Origin of the sequence: Microbacterium sp. AISO3, assembly GCF_002204305.1 — a bacterium.
GTDB classification, from domain to species: Bacteria; Actinomycetota; Actinomycetes; order Actinomycetales; family Microbacteriaceae; genus Microbacterium; species Microbacterium arborescens.
On the sequence record NZ_NHRF01000002.1, the window covers coordinates 469,663 to 492,411 of the forward strand.

The window sequence follows — 22,749 nt, forward strand, 5'->3', positions numbered from 1 at the left end:
CCACCCGGCGGCGGCATCCACACCGGTCGTGACGGAGCGACCTCGCGAGAGGCCCTTCCGATCGACCACTTCGGAAGGAAGATCCATGCGCAAGATCGGGACCGGAATCGTCGCCATCGCGGCGACCACCGTCCTGCTCGCCGGTTGCTCCGGCGGCAGCACCCCCAGCGAGAGCGGCAACGCCGCCGAAGGCTCCGGCGGCTCGCTCGTCGTCTGGACCGACGCCAACCGCGCGCCGGCCATCGAGGCCGCGGCGAAGGCGTTCGAAGAGGAGACCGGCACCAAGATCGAGCTGGTCCAGAAGAACTTCGAGGACATCCGCAACGACTTCATCAACCAGGTGCCCACGGGCGAGGGCCCCGACATCACCGTGGGCGCCCACGACTTCCTCGGCTCCTTCGTCTCGGCCGGTGTCGTCGACACCATCGATCTCGGCGACAAGGCCGACCAGATCGAGAAGGTCGCGGTCGACGCATTCACCTACGACGGCCAGCTGTACGGCTTCCCGTACGCGCTCGAGACGATCGCGCTCGTGCAGAACACCGATCTCGTGGGCGAAGAGGCACCGTCATCGTTCGACGACATGATCGCCCGCGCCCAGGCTGCGGGCGCCGAGCGTCCGTTCGTCATCAACACGGCGGGCCAGAAGGGCGACGCCTACACGATGTACGGCTTCCAGACGTCGTTCGGCGCGCCCGTCTTCGTGCAGGACGCCTCGGGCTCGTACACGAACGAGGTCGGCATGGGCGGCGCGGGCGGCGAGGCATTCGCCACGTGGCTCGGCGCTCACGGCGAGGCCGGTTCGGGCGAGATCTCGACCACGATCGACTACGACACCAACAACGAGCTGTTCGCCGCCGGCACCGCCGCGTACACGGTGCAGGGCCCGTGGGCCATCGAGACGCTCACCGCCAACGGCGTGAACGTCAAGGTCAACCCGATCCCCTCTGCCGGCGGCGAGACCGCGGCGCCGTTCGTGGGCGTCCAGGGCTTCTACATCAGCTCGGAGAGCGCGAACAAGCTGCTCGCCCAGGAGTTCCTGACCACCTACCTCGCGACCGACGACGCGCAGCGCGCCCTCTACGAGGCCGACCCGCGCCTGCCTGCGTGGAAGACCCTCGCCGCCGAGGTCTCGTCCGACCCCATCGTCGCCGGATTCCTCGCCTCCGCCGCGAACGGCGTGCCCCAGCCCTCGATCCCCGAGATGGGTTCGGTCTGGGACCTGTGGAACGCCGCACAGGTGCAGATCATCAAGGGCGGCGACCCCGTCAGCACCTGGAACACCATGGTGACCGACGTCCAGGCCGCGATCGGCTGATCCCCTCCGGGGGCGGAGCGCACAGCTCCGCCCCCGGACCCCTCTCGTGAAGGAGATGCACATGTCGGTCCCCCAGGGAACCGTGAGCGAGAGCGCACCGCCGCGCCGCTCCCCCGAACGGTCGCAGCAGTCCGAGCCGCACGGGCGGCGCTGGTCCGGCATCGGCTGGGGCTTCGTCGTGAAGCTCGTGCTGCTGGCGATCGTCAACGCCTTCGGCCTCATGGGCGTGTTCGCCGCCGTCCAAGCCGAGTCGTGGATCATCGCGACCGCTGCGGCCGTCCTGCTCATCGCCGCCGACATCGTCTACTTCACCAAGCGCGCTCTGCCGCTGAAGTACCTGCTGCCGGGACTGGCGTTCCTGCTGGTGTTCCAGGTCTTCATCTTCGGCTACACGGCGTACATCGCCTTCACGAACTACGGTGCCGGGCACGTCGGCTCGCAGGACCAGGCGGTGGCCGCGGCCCTCGCCCAGGGCGAGCGACGCATCGACACCTCACCGTCGTACCCGCTGGCGGTCGTCGAGCAGGGCGGCGAGTACGGCTTCGCGATCGTCGACGACGGCGAGATCAAGGCCGGGGCCACCGATCGTCCGCTCGAAGTCGTCGGTGACGCATCCGGCTCGGGCGCACCCACCGACGTTCCCGGCTGGAACGTGGTCCCCCGCGGCACGTTCCTCGGCGACCCCGCCCTCCAGGAGCAGATCGTCGAGCTGCGCGTCCCGGTCTCGGACGACCCGAACGACGGCTCGATCCGCACGCGCGACGGCTCGACGGGAGCCGTCTACCTCTCGACGCTGACGTGGGATGCCGACGCGCAGACCATCACCGACACGGCATCCGGCGTCGTCTACGCCGCGACCGACGACGGCCAGTTCGTCTCCGCCGACGGCGCGGCCCTCCCGACCGGGTGGGTCGTGAACGTCGGATTCGACAACTTCCTGCGGCTGGTCACCGACCCGGGCCTCCTCGAGCCGCTCGCGCTGGTGACGCTCTGGACGTTCGTGTGGGCCGCGCTCTCGGTCATCATCCCGTTCGCGATGGGGCTCGTCGTGGCGCTCATCTTCAACGACCCGCGGGTGAAGGGCCGGAAGATCCTCCGGACGCTGTTCATCCTCCCGTACGCCTTCCCGGCGTTCATGTCGGCCCTGCTGTTCCGCGGCATGTTCAACGCCGAGTTCGGGGTCATCAACGAGTTCTTCTTCGGCGGCGCGAACATCGACTGGCTCGGTGACCCGTGGCTCGCCCGCATCGCCGTGCTGTTCGTGAACGTCTGGCTGACGTATCCGTACTACTTCCTGGTGTGCACGGGTGCCCTGCAGGCGTTGCCGTCCGACAGTCTCGAGGCCGCATCGATCGACGGCGCCGGCAGGTTCCGGCAGTTCCGGGCGATCGTCCTGCCGCTCGTGCTGGTGTCGACGGCTCCTCTGCTGATCTCGTCGTTCGCCTTCAGCTTCAACAACTTCACCGTCATCTACATGTTCAACAGCGGCGGGCCGGCGATCCCCGGCGCCCCCTACGCGCTCGGCTCCACCGACATCCTGATCTCGGCGATCTGGCGTATCTCGGGAGTCTCGGGCGGTGCTGCCGACTACGGCCTGGCCAGCGCCCTGTCGATCCTCGTGTTCATCGTGATCGGCGTGATCTCCGCCCTGGCGTTCCGCCAGACCCGCAAGCTGGAGGAGTACCAGTGATGTCTGCAACAACCACCGTCGCCACCCCGCCCAGCCGCGCCGGCGCTCGCCGTCGCCGGTGGGTGCTCGAGGTGGGCTGGAAGTACCTCGTCGCGCTCGTCATCCTCTTCTACGCGATGTTCCCGCTCCTCTACGTCGTTTCGGCGGCCCTGAACCCGCGGGGCAGTCTGGCCGCGAGCAATCAGCTGTTCGGCGTCTTCGACCTCGCGAACTTCGCTTCGCTCGGCAGCACGTCGTACTGGACCTGGTACGGCAACACGCTGATCGTGAGCGGCGCATCGGCCGTCGGGGCCGTGCTGATGGGAGCCGCGGCGGCGTACGCCTTCTCGCGGTTCCGCTTCCGCGGTCGCCGCGCGGGCCTGACGTCGCTGCTCATCATCCAGATGTTCCCGCAGGCGCTGGCGTTCGTCGCGATCTTCCTGATGCTCCTCGCCCTCGGCGAGGTGTTCCCCGCCCTCGGTCTGAACTCGAAGCTCGCGCTCATCTGCGTCTACCTCGGCGGCGCGCTGGGTGTGAACACGTTCCTCATGTACGGGTTCTTCAACACGATCCCGATGGAGCTCGACGAGTCGGCGAAGATCGACGGCGCGACACACGCTCAGGTGTTCTGGCGCATCATCATGCCGCTCGTGACGCCGATCCTCGCGGTCGTGGCGCTGCTGGCGTTCATCGCCTCGTTCGGCGACTACATCATCTCGAAGATCGTGCTGGTGTCGCAGGACAACTGGACCCTCGCCGTCGGGATGTTCCAGTGGGTCTCGAATCAGCTCGCGAGCAACTGGGGCCTCTTCGCGGCGGGTGCTGTGCTCGCGTCGATCCCCGTGCTGGCTCTGTTCCTCGGCCTCCAGCGGTACATCATCGGCGGGCTGACCGCGGGCTCCGTCAAGGGCTGACGCGAGAACGCACCCTCGCGCCGAGACCACACCGTCCCCGGTACACGTTCGCCGGGAACGTACCCTGTCGCGCGCCCGCGCGCACCGACCTCGAAGGAGAGGCCCATGCAACGAACCATCCCGCGGCTGGCTGCGGCCATCACGGCGGCGGCCCTGGCGGTCGGGGCGCTCGCGCTCCCGGCGGCGGCGGCGGCCGACGATCCGGCACCGGTCCCGAGCACGATCACCGTGCCACGGGTCGAGAATCTCCCGGCGGACTTCATCGGCGGCGTCGACGTGTCATCGGTGCTGTCGCTCGAAGAGTCGGACGTCGTGTTCCGCGACGCGGACGGCGATCCCGGCGATCTGTTCGTGATCCTCCGGGATGCCGGGGTGAGCGACATCCGCGTGCGCGTCTGGAACGACCCTTTCGATGCCGACGGCAACGGATACGGGGGTGGCGACGTCGATGTCACCCGGGCCGTCGAGATCGGCCGTCGGGCGACGGCGGCGGGTCTCGGAGTCCTGGTCGATTTCCACTACTCCGATTTCTGGGCCGATCCCGCCAAGCAGCAGGCGCCGAAGGCCTGGGCGGGGATGACCGTCGATGAGAAGGCCGCCGCAGCGGGAACCTTCACCCGCGACGCGCTCACGCAGTTCCGCGACGCCGGCGTCGACGTGACGATGGTGCAGGTCGGAAACGAGACCAACGGGGGCATCGCCGGAGTGACCGGGTGGGACGACATGGCGAGGATCTTCAGCGCCGGGTCGGCAGCCATCCGCGATGTCCTGCCCGCGGCCGGCGTCGTGCTGCACTTCACCAACCCGGAGCGCGAGGGCTTCTACGCGAACGTCGCGCACGAGCTGGACGCGCGGGATGTCGACTACGACGTGTTCGCGTCGTCGTACTACCCGTTCTGGCACGGCACGCCGGAGAACCTCACGGCGGTGCTGTCGCAGATCGCCACGACGTACGACAAGAAGGTCCTGGTGGCCGAGACCTCGTGGGCGTACACGCTCGACGACGGCGACGGGCACCCGAACGTCGTGAAGACGCCCGAGGACGCGACCCGCTACCCCGTGAGTGTGCAGGGCCAGGCCACCGCCGTCCGCGACGTCGTGCAAGCCGTGGCGGATGTGGGCGAGGCGGGCCTCGGCGTCTTCTACTGGGAGCCCGCGTGGCTGCCGGTCGGACCGCCGGAGCAGCTCGAGTCCAATCGCGTGCTCTGGGAGCGCGACGGATCCGGCTGGGCGTCGAGCTACGCCGGCGGCTACGAACCCCATGACGCGGGACAGTGGTTCGGCGGATCGGCGTGGGACAACCAGGCGCTCTTCGACCACGACGGCAATCCACTGGCCTCGCTGAACGTCTTCTCGTACGTGCGCACGGGCGCGGTCGCGCCGCGCAGCGTCACCGACGTGCAGCGCGTCGCGCTGACGGTGGAGGACGGCGACCCGATCGATCTGCCCGAGACCGTCACCGTGTCGTACACCGATGGCACGAGCGAAGCGCAGAGCGTCACCTGGACACCGGGGTCGGACACCGTCGACGGTGTCGGCGTGTACACGTTCTCGGGCACCACCTCAGCCGGCCTCGCCACGTCGGCGACCGTCACGGTGATCGGGCGCAATCTGCTCCGAAACGGCGGCTTCGAAGACCCCGATGTCTCGATGTGGCGCGCGGAGGGGCGCGGCCTCACCCTGCGGGCGACCGACGATCCCCGCTCGGGAACGCGCTCGGCGCACTTCTGGTCCGACGCCGCATACCAGTTCTCACTCGAGCAGGACGTCGTCGTGGCGCAGGCGGGCTGGTACACCGCGTCCGCCGCAGCCCAGGGCGGGGCTGCCGGCACCGACGGACGCCTTCGGCTGAGCCTGTCCAACGAAGCGGCTGCTGCCCGCGCGCTGCCGGCGGAGACCGGCTTCGCCCTCGACGGCTGGCGCGTGTGGTCGACCCCCGTCACGGATGGTGTGTTCGCGTCCGCCGGCGACACGCTCACCGTGCGGATCGCGGGCGAGCTGCCCGCCGGCGCCTGGGGAACGATCGACGACGTCGCTCTGGTCCGCGCCGCGCCTGCCGCGGACTTCTCGGCGCTGACGGCCGCTGTGGTCCGAGCCGAAGCGATCGACCGGACGTCCTACACCGCGGCATCCCTGGCCTCGCTCGATGATGCGCTCGCCTCAGCCCGCTCGGTCCTGTCCGCTCCGGCGACGCCTCAGGCGGAGGTGGATGCCGCGACCTCGGCCCTCACCACCGCCGTCGATGCGCTCGTCGCCCGAGCGCCCGCCCCCGCCGCATCCGAACCCGCACCCGCACCCGCACCCGGCCAGCCCGGCACGGACCCCGGTGCCACCACGACCACAGCGACCGGCTCGCTGGCCGCTTCCGGCAGCACCCTCCCCCTCGCCGCGCTGGCCGTCGCCGCGCTGCTGGTCCTCGCCGGGCTCCCCCTCGTCGCGCGACGCGGCTGACCCCCGAGAACGCACCGTCCCCGCGAAAACGTGCCCAAGATGGTGCGTTCTCGCGGGGATGGTGCGTTCTCGTGTCAGGGGCGGGCCGCGTCAGGGGCGGGCGCGAGCAGCCAGGGCGGCCTGATAGAGATCGCGTGACGACAGGCCGGTGGCGGCGGCGACCTCGGCGGCGGCGTCCTTGAGACGGATGCCGTCGGCCACGAGCCGCTGCACCTGCGCGAGCGCATCGGCGGGGTCGGTCTCGCGCGCACCGGCGCCGTCGACCACGATGACGATCTCGCCGCGGATGCCCTCGGCGGCCCACGCGGCGAGTTCGTCGAGCGTCCCCCGGGCCACCTCCTCGTGCAGCTTCGTCAGCTCGCGGCAGACGGCCGCACGCCGATCGCCTCCGAAGGCGTCGGCCATGGCCCGGAGCACCTCCGCGATCCGGGAGGGCGCCTCGAAGAACACGAGCGTGCGCTGCTCGCCCGCCAGCTGGTCTAACAGTCGGCGTCGCTCGCCCGGTTTGCGCGGCGGGAAGCCCTCGAACGCGAACCGGTCGGTGGGAAGCCCCGACACGGCGAGCGCCGCGAGCACCGCGCTCGGCCCGGGCAGGACGGTCACGCGGACCCCCGCCGCGGCGGCCGCGGCGACGAGCCCGAAGCCCGGGTCGCTGACGGTGGGCATCCCGGCGTCGCTGAGGACGAGGACGTCCTCGGTCCGCGCACGCTCGACGAGTTCCTCGGCCCGCTGCTTCTCGTTGTGATCGTGAAGAGCGATCAGACGGGGACGATTCGTCACCCCGAGGGCCTGGAGCAGGCGCTGGGTCGTGCGCGTGTCCTCGGCCGCGATCGTCGTCGCCTCCTCGAGCGCGGTCACGAGCCGCGTCGTGGCGTCGCCGAGGTTGCCGATGGGCGTCGCGGCGAGGATGATCACCGCCCCAGCATAGGCTGGCGGCGTGACGACGACCGCTGAGCCGCTGCTCCCCGAGACACGTCGAACGAGCCTCCTCGACCGGTGGCACGCCCGATTCGGCGGCGACCCGGCCTTCGCCCGGCGGGTGGCGTGGATCGCCCCGCTCGTGATCACTCTGATCGCGGCCGTCCTGCGGATGTGGAACCTCGCCCACCCCCACGCCGTGGTCTTCGACGAGACCTATTACGTCAAGGACGCCTGGAGCCAGTGGGTGCTCGGGTACGCCGCGACCTGGCCCGACGGCGCCGACGAGCGTTTTCTCGCGGGCGAGACCGACATCTTCACCACGACGGGCAGCTTCGTCGTGCATCCCCCGCTCGGCAAGTACCTCATCGGGCTGCCGATGGCCGTGTTCGGAGCCGACTCGACCTTCGCCTGGCGCCTGGGCACTGCCCTCGCCGGCACGGCGTGCGTGCTCGTGCTGTACCTTCTGGCGCGCAGTCTCACCGGCTCGGTCGTCTTCGCGTCGCTGGCATCCGGTCTGCTCGCGATCGACGGCCTCGGGATCGTGATGAGCCGGGTCGCGCTGCTCGACATCTTCCTGACGATGTTCACGCTGCTGGCGTTCTGGTTCGTCGTCCTCGATCGCAACCGCACGCGCGTCATGCTCGCCGAGCGCATCGCGGCGCGGTGGGACGACATCGGCGCTCCGGCCTGGGGTCCGGTGCTGTGGAACCGGCCCTGGGTGATCGCCGCGGGGGCCGCGGCGGGCGCGGCGACCGCCGTGAAATGGTCGGGCGTCTGGGTGCTGGCGGCGATCGGCATCTATCTCGTCGTCAGCGACGCGCTGGCGCGTCGCAGCGCCGGCATCCTGTACTGGCCCGCCGACGCGACGGTTCGCCAGGGGGCGGTCTCGTTCGTGCTCCTGGTTCCGGTGGCGTTCGTGGTGTATCTGGCGTCGTGGACCGGATGGTTCGTCACCGACGGCGGTTACGACCGGCACGCGGCGGATGCGAACCCGGCGACGGGCTTGTGGTCATGGGTGCCCCTGCCGCTGCAGAGCCTGTGGCGCTATCACGAGTCGATGTACGGCTCGACGGCCGGGATGTCGACACCGCACGCCTATGCGAGTCCGGCCGCGCAGTGGCCGCTCCTGCTGCGCCCGACCTCGATGTACGCGGGCAGCACGCCCGGCGGCACCGGATCGTGCACCGATCCGAACGGATGCTGGGAGATCCTCTACAGCATGCCGAACCCGATCGTCTGGTGGGCCGGCGTCGCGAGCGTGCTGTACCTCGTCTACCTGTTCTTCCGCACCCGCGACGGCGCCTACGGCATCGTCCTGACCGGCGTCCTCGCGACCTACGCGCCGTGGCTGCTCTTCCCCGAGCGCACGATCTTCCAGTTCTATACCGTCCTGATCCAGCCGTTCCTGCTGCTCGCGCTGGTGTTCGTCATCCGCTCCGCGGTCAGGTCCGCCCGTCGCGACCGCGGCAGCACACGGGGCGTCGAACGGGTCGTGCTGGTCTTCCTGGGTGTCGTGCTGATCCTCGCCGCGTTCTGGTTCCCGCTGTGGTCGGCGATCTCGGTCCCCTACGAGTTCTATCGTCTGCACAACTGGCTTCCCGGCTGGGTCTGACGCCCGCGGGTGGCGGCCCCGTAGGCTAGGCGCGTGTTCCGCTACCCGACGCCCGACGACGCCCGCGGCTCGGGGTTCGCGATGGTCACCGATCGGTTCGCGCTGCTTCTCGGCCCGAGCGCCGGCGAAGCGCTGTCCGGGGCCGTGTGGGAGGCGATGACGGCGCGGGATGCCGCGTTCGAGGATGTCCTCTCGGTCATCGCGACCGTCGGCATCGGTGCGCTGCCCGATTTCGCCCTGGTCGAGCTCGTCGACGCGGGCTCCAGCGCCGTCTCCGTCGCCGTCCGCGGCGCGGCGACGATCGATCTGCACGGTCCTCAGCGCAGCAGCTACGCCGGTACGGGCGTCGGCACGTGGGTCGAGGGCTCGGCCCAGCACGTCGCGGGCATCTCCCTCGGGATCGGCGCCGCGACCGGACCCTCGCTCCTCCCCATCGGTCGGGGCGTCGTGCGCACCGACGCCCTGGAATGGGGTTCGACCGCGCCTGTCGCCTCGCCCGCTGTCGCTGCAACCGTCGTCGCGGCTGCACCTCCCGTCGCGGCGCTCGAAGACCTCGACCCGCTCGAGACCGTCGCGGTCGATCGTCGGACGCTGACCGAGTCCTTCGGCCCCCGGCGCCGCACGCAACCCGGCCCCGAGCCCGAGGTGGCATCCGACCCCGAGCGGGCACCCGAGCCCGAGCCGCGGCCGGAGATCGATGACAGCACCGTTCTCGGCTCGCGCCGCACACCCGCCGCACCCGTCGGTGCGCAACCGCGCCGGTACGTCCTGCGCCTCGAGCCGGGCGGTACCTACCCTCTCGACCACCCCATCGTGCTCGGGCGAGCGCCGCGCGCAGCGCAGCATCCGGGCGCCCGCATCGTCTCGGTGCCCTCGCCCCGCAAGGAGGTCTCGGGCACGCACGTCGAGGTCAGCCTCGACGCCGACATGCTCGTTGTGCGCGACCTGGGGTCGACCAACGGCACGATCGTGCGCGACGCGTCGGGCGACGCCGAGCTGCTGCGGAGCGGGGCGACCGCTCGGGTCGCGCCGGGTGCTGTGCTCGATCTCGGCGACGGCGTGCTCGCATCTTTCGAGCCGCTCTCGTGACGTCCGGTCAAGCGATTTCCCGGCCTGTGGTCGGTGTGTTAGAAAAATCTCACCGGATTCGGATTCCGGGGGACGTCATCGCGCCCCCGTTGACAGGGGGTGCATGACTCGTGGCGTCGAGACTGCCCTCCGCGCCGCCCGGTCTTGCGGGATTCACCTACGTCCGTCCCCTCGGTACGGGCGGGTTCGCCGACGTCTTCCTCTTCGAGCAGAACCTGCCTCGCCGCCCCGTCGCGGTGAAGGTCCTTCTCGAGGACATCATCGACGACAGCTTGCTGCGCATGTTCAACGCCGAAGCCGACGTCATGGCGCGCCTCAGCTCGCATCCCTCCATCCTGACGATCTACGAAGCGTCGATCTCCTCCGACGGCCGGCCCTACATCGTCATGGAGTACTGCCCCACCTCGCTCACCAACCGTTACCGGCGCGAGGTCATCCCGGTCGGCGAGGTGCTGCAGCTCGGAGTGAAGATCGGCTCGGCCCTCGAGACCGCGCACCGTTCGGGCCTCCTCCACCGCGATATCAAGCCCTCCAACATCCTCATCACCACCTTCGGCACCCCGGTGCTGTCGGATTTCGGCATCGCCGCCGCCATCTCCGGACGCTCCGACGGCGACGAGGTATTCGCGATGTCGGTGCCCTGGAGTGCGCCGGAGATCATCGACGAGCGCGTCTCCGGGTCGGTCGCGGCCGAGGTCTGGGGGCTCGGTGCGACGCTGTACTCCCTTCTCGCCGGGCGCAGCCCGTTCGAGCGCGCAGGCAGCGGTCAGAACAGCCGCGAGCAGCTCAAGTCGCGCATCCGGAAGGCCGCGTACACGCCGATCGGCCGGGCCGACGTGCCCGAGCGCCTCGAGCAGGTCCTCGCGCGCGCGATGAGTCGCGACCCGGGTGCACGGCACGCCACGGCGGCCGATCTCGCGCACGACCTCCAGCTCGTGCAGCACGAGCTCGGGCTCCCGCACACGCCGATGGAGGTGGCGGTCGACGAGTGGGCCGCAGCGGGGGCCACCGTCGACTTCGCCGACGACCGCGCACGCGGACCCGTCCGCCCCTCGGTGGCGTACGAGTCCCGCCGTCCGGCGCGGGCTGCGCGTGTGGTGGATCGCCGTCCCGACGAAGGCACGATCCTCGCGGGCGCCGAGCCGGTCCGCCGCCTCGGAACCGCAGCCCGGGTCGCCCTGATCGCCGGCGGCGCGCTGCTGGTCGCCGGGGCCGGTGCCGTCACGACGTTGCTCATCGTCGGCGGGGGCTTCTGAGATGGCGCGGCGCGAGAGCGCGCGTCCCCGCGTTCGCCGGACGACCTGGATCGCCGCGGGTGCGGTGACGGCGGTGCTCGCGGTCACCGCGACGCTCGCCGTCGTCTGGCCGGGGTACGACGCGCAGTCGACGCCTCCGGACGATCCGACGGTCTGGGCGCTGCAGAACGGCGCCGGCAGCGGATACGCCCGCGTGAACCTCGAGCTCGGCGAGATCGACACCGTCAAGCGCGTCGACAACGGCAGCGCGCTGGCGCAGACCACGGACCGCCTGTTCGTCTACAGCAACGGCTCATCGCAGTTCTCCGACGTCGACATGGGCCGGCCGGCCGACCTCACCGAGGACGCCCAGGATGTCTTCACCCCGACGCCTCCCGGGACCGCAGACATCGCCGTGACGGGCGACACCATCGCCTACCGCACCGAGGCGGGGGCCGTGTTCGGCTCGAGCCTGTCGGGCGGTGGCGAAGGGATCCCGATCGACCCCTATGCGGATGCCGAGGTGCCCGAGGGCGAGGAGCGGCCGCGCTTCGTGGCCACCTCCGTCGCCGTCGGCACGGACGGCGTCGTCTACGCCTTCTCGGCCGCGGAGAGTCGGGTCGTCCGCGCCGACTCGCGCACCGGCCGCATCCTCGGAGAGGACGCGGCACCGAGCGATCTCGACGCGGCGCAGCTGAGCGTCGTCGGCTCGCGCTGGGTCCTGCTCGACGACGCGAGCGGCGACGTGTGGGTGCGGGGGCGCGACGAGGCGATCACGACCGGTCTCGCCGGAGGCGCCAGACTGCAGGACGCCGCAGGCGACGGCGATCGCGCCTACATCGCCGACGCGGAGGGCGTCGTCGCCGTGGACCTCACCGGTGCCGGCGCGAGCCGCGCGCTCGACCGCCCCGGCGCCGGCACCGCCGCCAGGCCCGCGGTGCTCGGCTCGACGGTCTACGCCGCGTGGCTCGGCGATGGCGAGTCGGCCGGTTCACTGTGGTCGAGCGATGACCCCGGCACCGTCACGCCGCTGGACTACCGCGGCGCCGACATCGGCGACAATGTCGATCCCGCCTTCATCGGCAACGGCACGAGGCTCGCGCTGAACGATCGCCGCTCGGGCTGGGTCTGGAACGTCCCCGACGGGGAGCTCGTCGCGTCGTCGCAGCAGTGGGATCTCGACCGTCAGGTCGAGATCGAGCAGCAGGATGATGCCACCTCCGAACGTGTCGTCGATCCGAAGCCGCCCGTCGCCGTCGACGACGCCTTCGGGGTCCGAGCCGGTTCGGTGGCCCTCCTCCCGGTGCTGCTGAACGACCACGACCCGAACGAGGACGTGCTCAGCATCGACCCGGGCTCGCTGGAGAACCTCGACCCGTCGTTCGGAACCGCGTCGATCACCGGCGCGCAGCAGCAGCTGACGGTCGCCGTGTCTCCGGATGCCGCGGGCTCCGCGACCCTCCGCTACCGGGTGACCGACGGCACGACCGCCGACGGCCTGCTCTCCGAGTTCGCTACGGTGACACTCACGGTCGTGGACGACGAGCAGAACACCGCGCCCGTATGGTGTGGTGTCGAGGGATGCCTCGCCACCTGGCCGTCGCTCACCGTGGCTCCCGGCGGAACGGTCTCGGCCGAGCTGCTCGAGGGGTGGGTCGACCCCGAGGGCGACCCGGTCTTCCTCGCCGGCGCGACGAACGACACCGGCGTCGGAACGGTCACCACCACCCCCACGGGAACGCTGACCTACCAGCATCCCGATCCGAACGCCACGGAGGGCCTGACCGTGACGATCACGGTCACGGTCTCCGATGCGCGCGCCGCGGCCGCGACCCAGCCGCTCACGATCACCGTCACCCCCACGCCGGAGCTGACCGCCGAGTCGTTCGCGGTCACCGGCGTCGTCGGCGAGCCGCTCGACGTGTCCGTCGCGCCGTACGTCACCGGCGCCGCCGGGCCGGTGTCCCTCACCGGCGTCGTGCCGCTCGACGAGGCCCAGTCGACGGCGGCGGCGAACCCTGCCGCGCTGAGCATGGTCGTCACCGCCTCGGCCCCGGGCTCCTATCTCGTGCAGTACACCGTGCGCGACTCTCTGGCCGAGGCCACGGCGACCGTACGGGTCACGATGCTCGCGCCCGAGACGGCCGGCATCACCACTCCGCCCCTCACCGCATTCGTCCGGCCGAACGAGGACGCGACGATCGACGTCGCCGCCGCCGTGTCGAATCCGGCCGGCTCGGTGCTGCTGCTCAGCGACATCCGGCCCGAGAGCGACCCCTTCGCCTCGCTCGGCGTCGACCTGGTCGGCCAGAGCCTGCTCCGGGTGAGCGGCATGACCGACTCGGGTGAACCCGGTCGCCTCGGCGTCGTGCGATACACCGTGTCGGACGGTACCGGCAGCGCAGCCGCGACGGCGCAGGGCGAGCTGACCGTCGTCCTGCTCCCGGCCGCGACCGCGGAACCGCCGATCGCGGTCGATGACGCCGTGACCGTGCGCGCGGGCACGCAGATCGACATCCCGGTGCTCGAGAACGACACCGCTCCGTCGGGCGCCCCGATCGCCATCGATCCCTCGTCGATCGTGAACGAGACCGGCGGCGGGCTCGCTTTCGCGACGAGCCGGCTGGTGCGCTACCTCGCGCCCGCGGAGCCCGGGACGTACGCCCTGACGTACACGATCTTCCGGCTCGGATTCCCCGAGGTCAGAGACACAGCACGCGTGACCGTGACCGTCGTGGGTGACGAGTCGAACCAGGCACCCCTCCCGCGGACGCTGGTCGGGCGGGTCCTCAGCGGCCAATCGGTCAGCATCCCGCTCGACGCCTACGCCGTCGATCCCGACGGCGACCCCGTCGTGCTCGACCGCATCGTCGCACAGCCCGACCAGGGCTCGGCGACGATCTCGGCCGACGGCTCGGCGATCGTCTACACGAGCCCCGACGGCTTCAGCGGGCAGGTCAGGTTCCGGTACGCCGTGCGCGACCCCAGCGGAGCGACCGGGACGGCGGACGTGCGCGTCGGAGTTATCGACACGCAGACCGACCCGAGTCCGGTGACCTACAGCGATTACCTGCAGGTGCAGGTCGGCGCGGAGAGCACGGTGGTCGTGCGCCCCACCGACAACGACATCGACCCCGCGGGGACCGATCTCGAGCTGATCGACGTCGCACCGAACGCGCAGGAGGGCTCGAGCGAGTACGACACCCTGCGGGGCCTGATCGGACCGATCGAGAACGGCGCCGTGACTCTTCGCGCGGGCGACGTGCTCGGCACCTTCTCGTACACCTACACCGTCCGCAACGAGCGGGGCGACACCGCCATCGGACTCATCGTCGTCAAGACCGTCCGCGAGCCGGTGCCCGACTACCCGGTCGTGCGCGACACCGTGCTGACGCTGGAGAACCGCGAGGACTTCCCCCGAGGCATCGATGTGCTCGACGGGCAGGTGTCGTGGAACACCGGTGACGTCTCGGGCCTCCGTCTCTCGCTGTGGGGCGAGCCGACCGATCTCGCCGTCGACGGCTGGAAGATCTCGGGCGAGCTGCCCGAGCGCTCGCGCCTCATCCCCTTCGAGGTCACCGGCACCGCGTTCGACGGCACCGAAGTCACTTCGTACGGATTCCTCCGCGTGCCCGGCGAGGCCGACGTCCGCCTCGCGCTGCGCGAGGGCTTCCCGCCCCTGCAGGTGCGCGAGAAGGAGAGCGTCGATGTCGACCTCGCTGACGCCGTGCGCGTCCCCCGCGGCGCGACGCTGGTGATCGACGACGGCATCCGCGCGGGCGGCGCTCGCGGCGAGGCCGTGTGCAGCGTCGTGTCGGGCACCACGATCCGATACTCCGCCGGTGCCGGCGCCCCGTGGACCGACAGCTGCATCGTCCCCGCGCGACTGAGCACGCAGGACGTCGCCACCTTCCTGACGCTCCGGGTGACGATCGAAGCCGAGATTCCCCAGCCGACCCTGCGCAGCGCGTCGCTCACCGTCAGCCCCGGCTCGACGCAGACCTACGACCTGGGGCAGATGGTCCAGTGGGCCGGTCGCGCCGATTGGGACTCCGTCCGCTATGCGGGCGCGTACGGCGGCGACCAGTTCACCGTGACCGTCGAGGGCAGCACCGCGACGGTGACGGCAGCGGATGCCGCGCGTCCCGGGCGTCAGGAACCGGTCGCGATCTCGCTCCCGAGCCACTCCGACGCCGCGCCCGCCAATCTCCTCCTGACGGTCGGTCCTGCACCCTCGACGCTGCCCAAGGGCGGGTCGGCGGTGCAGACGTGCTCGCAGTCGGGCGGCGCGACCTCGTGCACGATCGAGGTGATCGGCGGGGCCGGCGAAGTGAACCCGCTGCCCGGCACGCCGCTGCGGCTCGTGGGCGCCAGCGGCCCCGGCAACTGCACGGGCGTGTCGTTCTCGCGCGCGAGCGACACCGCCGTACGAGCGACGTGGAGCGCGGATGCGCCGGGCGCCGCCGATTGCACCGGCAGCTTCACCGTCGAGGACGCGCAGGGGCGTCAGTCCAGCGGGGCCCGCAACGGGCAGGTGATCCTCGACCTGCAGGGCCTTCCGGCCAATCCCGCGCGCGTGGAGTGGACGGCGTACACCGGTGACTCGGTGACCCTGCGCGTGAGCTCCGACAGCGGTTCCTACCCCGCTGTCCAGGGCTACCGGATCACCGCGGGTGGCCGCGAGGTCGCCACCTGCCCGGCATCCGGGTCGTGCTCCCCGATCTCCGCGCCCGTCGGCGAGAAGATCACGTACGAGGCGCGGGCCTACAGTTCCGTCGGCGAGTCGCGCTCGACCGTGCGCACCCAGGCGTGGGCTTACCGCCCGCCGGCACAGCCCGCGGGATCGTCGTTCGAGCCGACGCCCAACGGACGCGACGGGGGACGCGCTACCATCACCGTGACCGGACTGGATGCCACGACCGGCAGCGTGCGACTGAGCGGCGGGCGCGCGGGATCGGACACGCGCCCCGTGGTCGGCGGCACCGCGACGTTCCCCAACTACGACGTCGGATCGAACTCCGCGATCACTCTCACGGCGACGCCGCTGACGACCTTCGACCTGCCGCCCATCGCGGCCGGCTCGAGCGAAGGGCAGTCGCGTGCCGTCACGGCGCACGGCGTCGGCGCCCCGGGCCTGACTCTGTCGGAGACCAACACCTCGAACTCCATGCGCGTGACCGCGTCGGTCACCCCCAACGGCGATGGCACGCAGACCCTCATCGGTTTCAGCGACGTGTCGGCCGAGGCCTGCGTTCCCACCGGGTCGGCGACGAGCCAGCAGTTCGAGGCGCAGGCGTTCAAGCGCAAGACGGTCTGGGCGTGCGCCGAGCACACCTTCAACGGAAAGCGCGGCTTCGGCGTCACGGGCGCCGAGATCTCGGCGCGTCCGGTCGGCAACGTCGAGGCGCCCGAGGGGATCACCTTCTCGGTGAGCACGCAGCCGAGCAGCGATGGCACGACCTACACCTACGGCGCACAGCTCAACCGTCCGACCGATCCTCCGTTCGAGGACGCCCAGTTCAGGCTCCTGAACGGCCGCACGACGGTCGCCGACTTCACCCCGGGCTACAACGCTCCCGTGACCGGCTGGTCCGGACGCTGGTGCGACACGTTCCTCGGCTTCGACGCCAACTGCTCGGACGCCTCTCCGATCGAACCGGCTTCCGCAAACGCATCCTTCCCGGTTCAGGTCTCCGCGAACTCGTTGCCGTCGTGCCGATCGGACCAGACATCCGTCCCCGCGTGGAGTCCTCCGGGCCTCCCGTCGGGCACGTATTCGGTCGCTTCCGAGGCCGTCGGCGGCACGGGCACGGTACGGAGCAACCGTTACACGGTGACGTGGACGGGGCCGTTGTCCGGCTTGCAGAAGCTCACCCTGGAGCGGTCCTGCGAGCAGATAGCCGCCCCGCAGCCGACACCCACCGAGCCATCCGCCGATGGCACCGGCAACACCGCCCCCTGACAGCCGCCGCATGGCGAACCGAGAGGACCCCATGAGCATCACACCGGAGCAGACCGCCTGGTTCCAGGAGACGTTCGCGACGCTCGTCGACAACGTCGAGAAGGTCGTGCTCGGCAAGCGCCACGTCATCGAGCTCGCCTTCACCGCGATGGTCTCCGAGGGTCACCTCCTGCTCGAGGACTACCCGGGAACCGGCAAGACCTCACTCGCCCGCGCCATGGGGCAGACCGTGCAGGGCACGAGCAGCCGCATCCAGTTCACGCCCGACCTGCTTCCCGGTGACGTCACCGGTATCACGGTCTACGACCAGAGTCGCGGCGAGTTCGAGTTCCATCAGGGCCCGATCTTCGCCAACGTCGTCCTCGCCGACGAGATCAACCGCGCCTCGCCGAAGACGCAGTCGGCGCTGCTGGAGGTCATGGAGGAGGGCCAGGTCACGGTCGATGGTGTGAGCCGCCGGGTGGGCGTGCCCTTCCTCGTCGTCGCGACGCAGAACCCCGTCGAGCAGGCGGGCACCTACCGTCTGCCCGAAGCGCAGCTCGACCGCTTCCTGATGAAGACGACGCTCGGCTACCCCGATCACGCCGCGACCGTGCGCATCCTCGAGGCGGCAGCCGAGACGCGCCGCGAGGTCTCCCCCGTCATCACGCCCCAGGGCGTGGTGAGCATGGCCGACATCGCACGCGGGGTCTACCTCGACGCCCTCGTCCTCGACTACATCGCCCGCCTCGTTGAGGCGACGCGGCTCGCGACCGAGGTGCGCCTCGGGGTGAGCGTCCGCGGGGCGATCGCGCTGACGAAGGCCGCGAAGACCTGGGCCATCGCGCACGGCCGCAGCTACGTCACGCCCGACGATGTGAAGGCCCTCGCCGAGCCCGTGCTCGCGCACCGTCTGATCCTCGACCCCGAGGCGGAGTTCGACGGCGTGACGGCCGGGGCGGTCATCGGGCAGGTTCTGCTCGACACCGTGCCGCCCAGCCAGAGAGAGACCGTGTGAGCTTCGACACCGAGTCCCGCCTGACCCGGACCTCCGTCTCGGAGGGCACGGGTTTCGCGCGCACGCGGTTCGGCACCACCGGCCGCACGACCGTGCTCGCGGTGCGTGGCGTGCAGTCGTGGCGACGTCTGCGGCGGGCCGCCACGGCGACGGCGCGATGGATCGCCGAGACGGTCACGGTCGCCGGGTGGCTGATGGTGGTCGCCGCTGTCCTCGGGCTGGGCATCGGCCTGTGCCTCGGTCTCATGGAGTTCACCGCCGCCGGCGTCGTCGCCCTCGTGCTCCTCGTGCTGTCGGTGCCCTTCCTCTTCAGCGCCCGCGCCTACCAGGTCGATCTGCGTCTCGAGCACGACCGGGTCGTCGCCGGCACCCAGGTGGAAGGAACGCTCGTCGTGACCAACGTCGGCGCGGCGCCCGCCCTCCCCGGTCGCATCGACGTCCCCGTGGGAGACGGCATCGTCGACGTGCACGTTCCTCTGCTGCGCCACGGGCACACCCACACCGAACAGGTCGTGGTACCCACCCACCGGCGCGGCATCATCACGGTCGGTCCCGCTCGCACCGTGCGCGGCGACCCCCTCGGCATCCTCAAGCGCGAGGGCACGTGGGACGACGTGCACACGCTCTACATCCATCCCGTCACCACGGCGCTCCGCAGCACGACGACCGGTTACATCCGCGATCTCGAGGGCAGCGCGTCGCGCACGGTCGTCGACGCGGACTTCTCGTTCCACGCGATCCGCCCCTACGTCGCCGGCGACTCGCAGCGCCAGATCCACTGGAAGTCGACCGCGAAGACCGGCACCCTCATGGTCCGGCAGTACGAGGAGACGCGGCGCAGCCGCATGGTCATCGCCCTCGCGGTCGGTGCCGACGAGTACGCCTCTGACGACGAGTTCGAGCTCGCCGTCAGCGCCGCAGCCTCGCTCGGCATCCGCGGCATCCGCGACGGACGCGACGTCGACGTCGTGGTCGGCGGAGAGGTGCCGGAGTTCGCCCGCCGTCGCATCCGCACCATCCGCGAGCTCACGACCATCACGACCCGCACTCTGCTCGACGACCTCGCCGGGCTCGACCGTCTCGAGCACGTCAGCCCGCTGCGCGACGCGGCGTCGCTCGCCGCTGAGAGTCACCCCGACGTCTCGATCGGGTTCCTCGTCTGCGGCTCACCGCTCACCGCTGCCCAGCTGCAGTCCGCGGCCCTCGCCTTCCCCGCCGACGTCGGCGTCATCGCGGTGACCTGCTCGCCCGAGGCCGAGCCGGGCTTCCGCACCCTCGGGAGCATGTCGGTGCTCTCCATCGGACTCCTCGACGACCTCCGTCAGCTGCTGTCGCGGGCGGCGCAGTCGTGAGCGCGCCCGCACGGCGCGACCTGCGCGCCCGACGCACCCCCCGGACCCCCTGGCGCTTCTTCGTCCTGCAGGCGGTCGTGCTGTTGCTCGTGCTCGCCGTGGGCGCGTTCGCCGCGTGGCCCATCTACCGCAGTGCGGCGTTCGTCATCGTCGTCGCCGCGGCGCTGGTGGCGGGGACGGCCATCGCGGCGGCCGGACTGCGCTGGCGTCTGAACGGCTGGTGGATCGCGCTCGCCGCGATCGCGACGTACGTCGTCCTGGGTCTCCCGCTCGCGGCCCCCGGCTCGCTCGGCTCGCTCCCGCAGGCGCTCCAGGGCCTGCGGGGCGTTGTGACGGCCCCGGTCACCGGGTGGAAGGACCTCCTGACCCTCGAGCTGCCGCTCGGCAGCTATCAGGCCACGCTCGCTCCCGCGCTGCTGGTCTTCCTCGGCGCCACGGTGCTCGCGCTGTCGGTCGCGTGGCGCGGCGGACGATGGTGGCCGCTCGCCGTCGTCACGGCGCTCGTCCCCACGGTGTTCGGCGTCGCGTTCGGATCCACGGCCCCCATGCCCGGCCCGGCGGTCGGGCCGGTGGCGCTCAGCCGCGAAGCACTCGTGGGGATGGCCGCCCTGGTGGCGGCGCTCATCGCGATCGTGTGGCGCACCACGGCAGACCGGCGGCGCGCGATCGCGACGGCGACGGCCGCGACAGGCGTCCGCAGCGGCAGCAGGCCCATCCGCGGGCTCGCCGGGCGGATCGCCACGGCCGCGGGGATGGTCGCGGTCGGCCTGGTCGGCGCGACGATCGTCGCGCCGTGGGCGCTCGCGGGGGCGCCCCGCGACGTGCTCCGGGCCGACGTCGACCCGCGGCTCGAGCTCGCCGCCGAACTGAGCCCGCTCGGGCAGTACCGCACCTGGTTCTCCGACGACCGCTTCGACCAGCCCATGTTCCGCGTCACGGCGCCCGAGGGCGTCGACCGGGTGAGGCTCGCGACGCTGCCGTTCTACGACGGCCGGGTCGCGCGGGTCGTCGACCCCGCCGCGCCGGCCGGTGACCCGCGCTCGTCCTTCACCCGGGTCCCCTCGGCGCTCCCCGCCGGCGCCGGATCGGTCACAGGATCCGCGCGCATCGCGATCGAGGGCTGGGACGGCGTCTGGATGCCGACGGTCGACGCCGTCACCTCCGTCGACTTCGACGGCGCGGATGCCGCGACCCTGGCCGACGGTTTCTACTACAACGCCGAGACGTCCGCGGGTGTGCAGCTGGCGGACCCGGGCCTGCAGCCCGGCGCCGAGTACCGGCAGGGCACCGCTCGTCCCGAGGCCGTACCCGCCCTCGGTTCGCTGGAGCCCGCACGGGGCACGCCCACGCTCGGCGACGACGTCGTGCCCGAGAGTCTCGTGCGATGGATGGATGAGCACGCGAACGGCTCCGGCGGGGCGGGACTGGAGCACCTCATCGACCTGCTCCGCGCACGCGGATTCCTCAGCCACGCCCTCACGATCGACACGGCAGCACCACCGGCGTGGATCACCGATCTCGGCGACTACGCGTTCCAGCCGAGCCGGGCCGGGCACTCCACCGACCGCATCGACCAGCTCTTCGGGGATCTTCTGGCTCGCGAGGACGAGGTCGGCGGTGAGGACGATGCGGCACTGGTCGCGGCCATCGGCGACGACGAGCAGTTCGCCGTGGCCGCGATGATGATCGCCGACCGGCTCGGCTTCGACGCCCGGATCGTCGTGGGCATGCGGCTGCAGTCGACCGACGATACGCTCGAGACCTGCGACGACGGGCTGTGCACGGCTGGAGACATCTCCGCGTGGCTCGAGGTGCGCGGTCTCGGTCCCGACTGGGTCGCCGTCGACGTCACGCCGCAGCACGCGGTGTTCCCCTCCCCCGACACGCAGCAGCGGCAGGATCCGAAGATCCCGACCGATGTGCGGCAGGAACAGGCCGAGACGGTTCAGCCCGCCGAGGCGAATCCCAGCGACGGCGGCCGCAGCCCCAGCGACGACACGGCGACGTCGCGCGACCTCACCGCGCTGTGGACGGCTCTCCGCATCGGCGGGATCTCGCTCCTCGTGCTGCTTCTGCTCGTCGGGCCCTTCGCTCTCATCGTGCTGGCCAAGCTCGTGCGACGCCGCGGCCGCCGCGCCAGCACCGACCCCGTGGAGCGGTTCACCGGCGGCTGGCAGGAATTCGTCGATTCCGCGGTGGACCACGGGCTCCCCGGGCCCGGCTCGCTGACACGGCAGGAGCTCGTGGTCGCGTACGGCGGATCGGTCGGGGCGACCGAACTGGCGACGCTCGCCGACCGGTCGGTGTTCGACGCCGCACCGCCCGACGAGGACGAGGCGGAGCGTTTCTGGCGGATCGTCGAGTCCGAACGTTCGCGGCTCGATGAGGGCCTGGGCTTCTGGGCCCGGCTCCGCGCGCGGGTGTCGCTCCGCTCGCTGGTGCGACGGGAGCGTCGCGTCGGCCGAGCGCAACGGCTGCCGCGCGGACGGCGGGATCGATAAGGTGGCACGCGGCACGCGCGGAAGGTTCCGCGCTCGAGGGCAGGAGAACAGGTGAAGGCACAGGGCTTCACGATCGACCACGCAACGGCGGTCATCGCGCTCGGCGGCTCGAACGGCGGCCCCACGGGCGCCTTCGCGGCCCTCGGGATCGTCCAGGTCGTGGTCGGCATCGGGATCTACGTCTGGACGGCGTTCGCACTCACCGCGGTGTTCCGCAAGACGGGCATCGATCCGTGGCGCGCCTGGGTGCCGGTGCTGAACATCTGGGAGCTCTTCGTCCTGGCCGGCATGCGCGGGTGGTGGGCAGCCGTGCTCGCCGGTGGCGCCGTCCTCGTGACCATCATCTCCGGCGTCGTCGCCGGCATCTTCGCCGGGATCGCGCTCAACGCGGGCTTCGGCGGTGACGCCGGCAGCGCGGCCGGCGCGCTCGCCGCCGCAGCGATCGTGCCATCGCTCATCTGGCTCGCCTTCATCGCATTCGCCCTGGTCATCCACGTTCGGATGCTGCGCGCCCTGTGCCGCGGGTTCGGACTGGGCACCGGGTTCGTCGTGCTGGGCGCCCTGCTGTTCCCGGTGTGGGCGAGCGTCGTCGGCTGGGGCTCGGCGCGGTGGCTCGGCCGTGAAGCACCGGCCGAGCCCGGGCCGTTCCGTACGTCCGCGGCCCCGGCCGCGGGTGCGGCGGTGCCGACATCGACCGTCGCCGCGTCGCTCGCGACACCGGCACCGCG

General features: G+C 71.3%; 12 protein-coding genes and 1 pseudogene. 12 read left to right on the plus strand and 1 reads right to left on the minus strand.

The window, feature by feature from the left end:
• Positions 1–85 precede the first annotated feature (85 nt).
• The 4 genes from CBF90_RS05025 to CBF90_RS05040 all read left to right on the plus strand — a co-directional run bounded on the left by CBF90_RS05025 (position 86) and on the right by CBF90_RS05040 (position 6,352).
• Positions 86–1,318, plus strand: a complete 1,233-nt coding sequence (locus tag CBF90_RS05025) for an extracellular solute-binding protein (protein WP_023950275.1) — start codon at positions 86–88, stop codon at positions 1,316–1,318.
• Positions 1,319–1,379: 61 nt separating this feature from the next.
• A complete protein-coding gene (locus tag CBF90_RS05030; protein WP_088380036.1) occupies positions 1,380–3,008 on the plus strand; it encodes an ABC transporter permease subunit in 1,629 nt (542 codons plus the stop codon).
• On the plus strand, positions 3,008–3,901 hold the full coding sequence (locus tag CBF90_RS05035; protein WP_023950273.1) for a sugar ABC transporter permease: 894 nt from the start codon (positions 3,008–3,010) through the stop codon (positions 3,899–3,901). The genes CBF90_RS05030 and CBF90_RS05035 overlap by 1 nt, the downstream gene beginning before the upstream one ends.
• A 105-nt stretch (positions 3,902–4,006) precedes the next feature.
• The gene (locus tag CBF90_RS05040) at positions 4,007–6,352 is read left to right on the plus strand and encodes a glycosyl hydrolase 53 family protein (RefSeq protein WP_141097130.1); all 2,346 of its coding nucleotides are present in this window, start codon (positions 4,007–4,009) and stop codon (positions 6,350–6,352) included.
• Between the two features lie 90 nt (positions 6,353–6,442).
• Here the strand turns inward: CBF90_RS05040 and rsmI are convergent, their stop codons facing one another.
• The gene (gene rsmI / locus CBF90_RS05045) at positions 6,443–7,267 is read right to left on the minus strand and encodes a 16S rRNA (cytidine(1402)-2'-O)-methyltransferase (RefSeq protein WP_088380037.1); all 825 of its coding nucleotides are present in this window, start codon (positions 7,265–7,267) and stop codon (positions 6,443–6,445) included.
• Between the two features lie 22 nt (positions 7,268–7,289).
• Here rsmI and CBF90_RS05050 point away from each other — a divergent pair, with 22 nt between their 5' ends.
• From CBF90_RS05050 to CBF90_RS05085, 8 genes and pseudogenes are all read left to right on the plus strand, one after another.
• Positions 7,290–8,885 carry a dolichyl-phosphate-mannose--protein mannosyltransferase gene (locus CBF90_RS05050; protein WP_071917992.1) on the plus strand — a complete coding sequence of 532 codons (1,596 nt, stop codon included), beginning with the start codon at positions 7,290–7,292 and terminating at the stop codon, positions 8,883–8,885.
• A gap of 33 nt (positions 8,886–8,918) precedes the next feature.
• Positions 8,919–9,974: an FHA domain-containing protein gene (locus tag CBF90_RS05055; RefSeq protein WP_088380038.1), complete on the plus strand. Its 1,056-nt coding sequence runs from the start codon at positions 8,919–8,921 to the stop codon at positions 9,972–9,974.
• A 110-nt stretch (positions 9,975–10,084) separates the two neighbouring features.
• Positions 10,085–11,230, plus strand: coding sequence for a serine/threonine-protein kinase (locus tag CBF90_RS05060; RefSeq protein ID WP_023950268.1), 1,146 nt, complete (start codon positions 10,085–10,087; stop codon positions 11,228–11,230).
• A 1-nt stretch (position 11,231) separates the two neighbouring features.
• Entirely contained in the window at positions 11,232–17,171 is a 5,940-nt protein-coding gene (locus CBF90_RS05065; protein WP_088380039.1) for an Ig-like domain-containing protein, read from the plus strand.
• Between the two features lie 31 nt (positions 17,172–17,202).
• The gene (locus tag CBF90_RS05070; protein WP_088380071.1) at positions 17,203–18,168 is read left to right on the plus strand and encodes a MoxR family ATPase; all 966 of its coding nucleotides are present in this window, start codon (positions 17,203–17,205) and stop codon (positions 18,166–18,168) included.
• On the plus strand, positions 18,165–19,520 hold the full coding sequence (locus tag CBF90_RS05075) for a DUF58 domain-containing protein (protein ID WP_088380040.1): 1,356 nt from the start codon (positions 18,165–18,167) through the stop codon (positions 19,518–19,520). The genes CBF90_RS05070 and CBF90_RS05075 overlap by 4 nt, the downstream gene beginning before the upstream one ends.
• Entirely contained in the window at positions 19,517–22,021 is a 2,505-nt protein-coding gene (locus CBF90_RS05080; protein ID WP_088380041.1) for a transglutaminase domain-containing protein, read from the plus strand. The genes CBF90_RS05075 and CBF90_RS05080 overlap by 4 nt, the downstream gene beginning before the upstream one ends.
• Before the next feature lie 51 nt (positions 22,022–22,072).
• Positions 22,073–22,749 (plus strand): annotated as a pseudogene (locus CBF90_RS05085) (DUF5684 domain-containing protein); the annotation flags it as partial.